Consider the following 3,935-nt stretch of genomic DNA (forward strand, 5'->3'; position numbering starts at 1 on the left):
ACGTTGTAGGGCGGTTGGCTATAGCGCGCCACCACATCGGTGAGGAAAGCGGCAAAGGCTGGCAAGGCATCAGCACGGATTGGGCCACACGGTTTATCAGGTTGCGCCCGCGCCCACGCCGGTGCGTTACGCACAATCACCATTGGCACCGCACCGGCAGCATTGATCGCGAGGAGTTCTGCTTCCACTGCGCGCAGTGCCGTCCAGTTACGAGCACCGGGCGTTGGCTCAACCTCGTCCCAAAGAATGGCATTGTAGCGCACCCAATCAGCGCCGAGTTCAGCCAATTGTGTAGCGGTCGCAGCCACGGTGCCACGGTTAATCTCGACCCCAAACACCGAGCGACTACTACGCGGATCGGGAATAGGTTGGGGGGTGGTGTAGAGTTCACGTCCAAGCAAACCAAGCAGCACCCGCGAGCGAGCTGGATTTTGTGGATGCCACTCGAAACGCGCCCGCTCAAACCACTGCGTCAGCACTAGATCGCCGTTGGCATTCCGCTCCATCTGTGGCGCAGTGAGCGGATAGCCAAACAGCGCTAGTGATTGCGCATAACGGCTCAGACCGGGAATGCGCAGCCCGTTATTCTGCCAATAGGTACGAAAACCATTGCCCGGTTCTTGGTCACAGACGTTGTGGCCGGTTTCGGGGAACCAGAGACAACCGGGTTGCGGCCCGGCATCAGGCGGATCGGCAAACGGATCGCGTCCGGCCCGCGCCAACGCCTCGGCTCCCATACGCCCGATCTGGATACGATAGGCCGGAGGGTTGCCCGGATGCAACTCCAGCCGGTTGCGTTCCGTCCATTGAACCGTTAAGCTACGGCCTTCATCACCGACGAACTGTTCAAGCGGACTAATCGGATAGCCAAAGACCGGCAGGCCGCCATTGTCGCTCCAGTAAGCGACAAACGAGGGATGCAAACAGTAATCGATGAGTGGTACATCAGGAAAGCAGCGTGGTTCGGTTGACTGGGCAGTGGCTGACATCGGCGCAACGAGCAACGCCAGCGCCAACACGAGCAAGATGAGTCGCTTCATTGATTTGCCTTCATTGATGTTATGAGCCGGATCATTGGCAAGGCATCGTGCTCTCATTACATTACCAACGGCAGTGATGAATCGTCAACGGCGCTGGAAAGCGCAGGTCAGAGATCTCGGTGACGACCGGACAACGTTCCAGCAGATCAGTCCGGCCTGCCAGTAGTGATAACGCATGCTCTTGCAAGACGAGATACTGCGGTTGATAGCGATCGATCGCGTACTGCGCCGCAGCGGGGAACCCGCCTGATCCTAATTGGGCCGCAACGTCAGGCTGCAAAAGGCCGGCAAAGTCGATCAGATGACGTTGCGCATAATAGCCGATAATGCCGATTTCAAGCGTGGCGACGCTCGCCGTAGGAGCGGTATTGGCAGCTAGCCATTCGCCGGCGGCGCGGTACACCGCTAGCCGTTGATCAATCTGCTGGCCAATGCGGTAGACCGATCCGCTGAGCCACCACGTTGTACCGCCCAACACCAGCACGGCGCCGGCCAGCGCCAACCATTTGCCGCCCCCCCGGCGCAGGAGATCGACCAGCACCCGCACCCCGACCCCAAACGCTGGGGCCAAACCGATCACCAATGGTGCGACGTACCAGAAATAGCCAGCGACGTGCAACACCGTATACGCCACCCCGTAAAGCGCAGCCCAACCGATCAAGAACAGCCAGCGCGGTGAGCGCAGCGTCGCTACGAGACCCACCCCGGCTAGTGCAAACACGATCTGGTAGAACGGCTGGTGCGCATATCCGTTGAGTGTGACCTGCAACCGATCAACAAAATCGTAAAAGCCGGGGATTAGGGCCTGCTGCTGCTTGGCATAGAGCGTCACCGGCAACGGCGCGCCATAGACAAGCCATGCGAGGCCGAGACCCGCCGCGACAATACTTGCCCACATCAGCGCCGCAACCCATGGCCAACGCCGCCAATCCCGCCAGTTGCCGTGATCGATCATCAGCAGCAATAGCGCCAATGGCCCGGTCAACACGCCATCAGGCCGTAACCAGACCAGCGCCCCCAACAGCGCACCGGTCAACCACTGCCGGCCCTGCGCCGCACTCACAAACGCCCACAAGGTAAGCGCCATCGCCGGTAGGGTTTCGCTACCCAACGTCATCAGCGGCAAAGGGAAGAGCAGGTAGAGCAAGGCTGCTGCTGCGCCGGTCATTTCATCACGCCACAACCGGCTCAAGCGCCACAACGCTAGCGCACCGGCAGCGTGGCTAAGACAACCAATCAGATTAGCGACCAGCGGCAATGGCCAGCCTACCAACACCACTGGCACAAGGATCAGACCGAAGAGCGGTGCAGTGGTGCTGAGCGTGGCCGTACCGGGGTTGTAGACAAAGCCATGACCGGTCGCGAGATTGAGCGCATAGCGGTACGTGATGTACGGATCGTCGTAACCGCGACGATGGAGCAAAGCGAATAACATCAACCCTATTAGAAGCGCCACAAACCACGTCAATCGATCTAGCATGTGCCACCATCGCACCCAAGAGGACGGAGGAATTGACATCGTTGTGTTACTCGTCAAAGTCTACGTCAGGCACAATCTACCAAACAAATAGGTATCATTCAGAACACTCATAGCAAGTAAGCGTTGTTAGGTGTGTCTCAATAATGCGATTACTTGAATAAGACCACTTCCATATGAGAAGTGTACCAAAGCCATTCATCACCCGATACTGACACAATTTTTCCCAAAGAGCGGTATGATACAGCTATCTCGCGATGAAATGATTTCAGCTTCATTCACCTACTTGCGACCGAGTGATCCATAACGCACCAAGAGTATAGCTGCGCTGTACTGCATTGTCGACTCATACTTGTACCACATGAAATCATGCTTGCCTACCTTCGTTCATCTATCACATTGTTTACCCAACCGCTGCGATTGGTGCGTTCATTCACGCTCGACACGCTGCGCGCCGATTTCCTCGCCGGATTGACCGTTGGTCTGGTGTTGCTGCCCCAATCGCTCGCGTTCGCGATATTAGGCGGATTACCGCCAATTGTCGGTCTGTACAGCGCGCTGACAGCGACGATCGCCGGCGCGTTGTGGGGATCGTCGAGCCATCTCAATAGCGGCCCAACCAACACTGCCGCCATCATCACTCTCTCGGTACTGGCACCGGTCACTACGATCGGCAGCAATGAGTTTGTTACCACTGCCAGTCTGATTGCAGTTATGGCTGGTATCATTCGGCTGATCATGGGCGTCGCGCGGCTAGGAATATTGGTCAACTTCGTCTCAGATGCGGTTGCAGTCGGTTTTACTGCCGGAGCCGGCATTCTCATCCTTTCGAACCAGATCGGGCCATTGCTGCGGATCGATCTGCCGCCCGGCACCGGCTTGCTTACAACGATTACTGAGACGGCCAACCATCTTGATGCCATCCATTGGCCATCACTGGCGGTTGGCATGGCCACGATTGCACTGATCGTCCTCGCGCCGCGGCTGACGCGCAAGATTCCGGCAGTGCTAATCAGCATTGTGGTGGTGTCGCCGGTGGTCTGGTTGCTCGACCTGAAGGCGCAAGGCGTGCGGGTGATGGGGCCAGTGCCGCCGGGATTACCGCCGTTGGCCAATCTGCCGATCTTCGATCTCGACTTGATCGCGCACTTACTCAATGGTGCACTCGCTTTAGCCATTATCGGATTAGTTGAAGCAGTGGCGATCGCGCGCGCGATTGCCGGTTACACTGGTCAGCGCATCGACAGCAACCAAGAGTTTGTCGGCCAAGGCTTGGCGAATATTGTCTCCGGCATCTTTTCCGGCATGCCCTGCTCTGGGTCGTTCAACCGCTCGGCGCTGGCGTATCAGGCCGGCGGCAAAACGGCGTTTACGGCAGTGGTTTCAGGCATCACCGTTTTGCTCGCCACCACGGTGCT

At 57.8% G+C, this 3,935-nt stretch carries 2 protein-coding genes and 1 pseudogene; 1 reads left to right on the top strand and 2 read right to left on the bottom strand.

What is annotated here, in order from left to right:
• Both Q1A00_RS17455 and Q1A00_RS17460 read right to left on the bottom strand, forming a co-directional pair.
• Window positions 1–1,040 (bottom strand): annotated as a pseudogene (locus Q1A00_RS17455) (hypothetical protein); the annotation flags it as partial.
• 61 nt (window positions 1,041–1,101) lie between these two features.
• Window positions 1,102–2,520, bottom strand: a complete 1,419-nt coding sequence (locus tag Q1A00_RS17460) for a glycosyltransferase family 39 protein (protein WP_298405690.1) — start codon at window positions 2,518–2,520, stop codon at window positions 1,102–1,104.
• Between the two features lie 366 nt (window positions 2,521–2,886).
• Here Q1A00_RS17460 and Q1A00_RS17465 point away from each other — a divergent pair.
• On the top strand, window positions 2,887–3,935 hold a 1,049-nt coding region (locus tag Q1A00_RS17465; protein ID WP_299758138.1), incomplete at its 3' end, for a SulP family inorganic anion transporter.

The sequence above is a fragment of the uncultured Chloroflexus sp. genome (genome assembly GCF_938091255.1).
Classification (GTDB): Bacteria; Chloroflexota; Chloroflexia; order Chloroflexales; family Chloroflexaceae; genus Chloroflexus.